The sequence below is a fragment of the Streptomyces boncukensis genome, assembly GCF_011045075.1.
Lineage (GTDB): Bacteria > Actinomycetota > Actinomycetes > Streptomycetales > Streptomycetaceae > Streptomyces > Streptomyces boncukensis.
Genome location: NZ_JAAKZZ010000980.1, coordinates 1 through 1,211, shown reverse-complemented (window position 1 = coordinate 1,211; position 1,211 = coordinate 1). Strand labels below are relative to the sequence as shown.

The 1,211-nt window shown below is 77.0% G+C and carries 1 protein-coding gene; it reads left to right on the top strand.

All coding sequences use genetic code 11. The features are described 5' to 3' along the window. The coding region (locus tag G5C65_RS37440; RefSeq protein WP_241266346.1) for a type III PLP-dependent enzyme domain-containing protein at window positions 1–1,211 on the top strand (1,211 nt) is incomplete at both ends.

Genomic DNA, 1,211 nt, shown 5'->3' with positions numbered 1-1,211 from the left:
CCGCGACCTCGCCGTCCGCGCCGCCGTCGAGCAGGGGCTGGTCACCGGGGACCACACGCCCGTCGCCGCGCTGCTGGACGTGGCGGCCGTGCGGGAGGCGGCGCGGTCGCTGCACGCCGCGTTCCGCGCCGTGGCGGCGCCCGGCCAGCCGGTGCTGCACACCTTCGCGGTGAAGGCCGCCTCGCTGGTGCCGGTGCTGCGGCTGCTGGACGGCGAGGGGATCGGCTGCGAGGTGGCCAGCCCCGGCGAGCTGGCGCTGGCCCGCGCGGCGGGCGTACCGCCGGAGCGCACCGTGCTGGACTCGCCGGCCAAGACCCGCACCGAACTGCGCGAGGCGCTCGGGGCCGGCATCGCGCTCAACGCCGACAACCCGGGGGAGCTGGCGCGGCTCGACGCGCTCTCGCCCGCTCCGCAGGCCCGGGTGGGCCTGCGGGTCAACCCCCAGGTGGGCGGCGGCGCGATCGGCGCGATGTCGACGGCGACGGCGACCTCGAAGTTCGGCTTCCCGCTGCGGGACGAGGGGGCGCGCCCGTGGCTGGTCCGCGCCGTCCTGGACCGCCCGTGGCTGACGCGGCTGCACGCGCACGTCGGCTCGCAGGGCATCCCGCTGGAGCTGATGGCCGAGGGCGTGCGGGCGCTGTACGAGCTGGCCGAGGAGATCAACGCGGCGGCGGAGCGCGAGCTGGGCCACCGCCGTATCGACACCCTCGACCTGGGCGGCGGCCTCCCGGTCGACTTCGCCTCCGACGCGACGGACCCCTCCTACGCGGACTACGCGCGCCTGCTGGCCCGCACCGTCCCCGGCCTCTTCGACGGGTCCTACGGCCTGGTCACCGAGTTCGGCCGGTCGCTCACCGCCAAGGCGGGCACGGTGCTGGCGCGCGTGGAGTACGCCAAGAGCGCGGGCGGCCGCCGGATCGCGGTCACCCACGCGGGCGCCCAGCTCGCCGTGCGCACGGTCTTCGCGCCGGACGCCTGGCCGCTGCGGGTCGCGGCGTACGACGCGAAGGGCCGCCCGCGGACGGAGGCTCCGGTGGTCCAGGACGTGGCGGGGCCCTGCTGCTTCGCGGGCGACCTGGTCGCACGTTCGCGCCGGCTCCCTCCCCTGGACGAGGGCGACTACGCGGCGCTGCTGGACACGGGCGCCTACTATTTCTCCACCCCGTTCGCCTACAACTCCCTCCCCCGCCCCGGCGTCTACGGCTACGCAC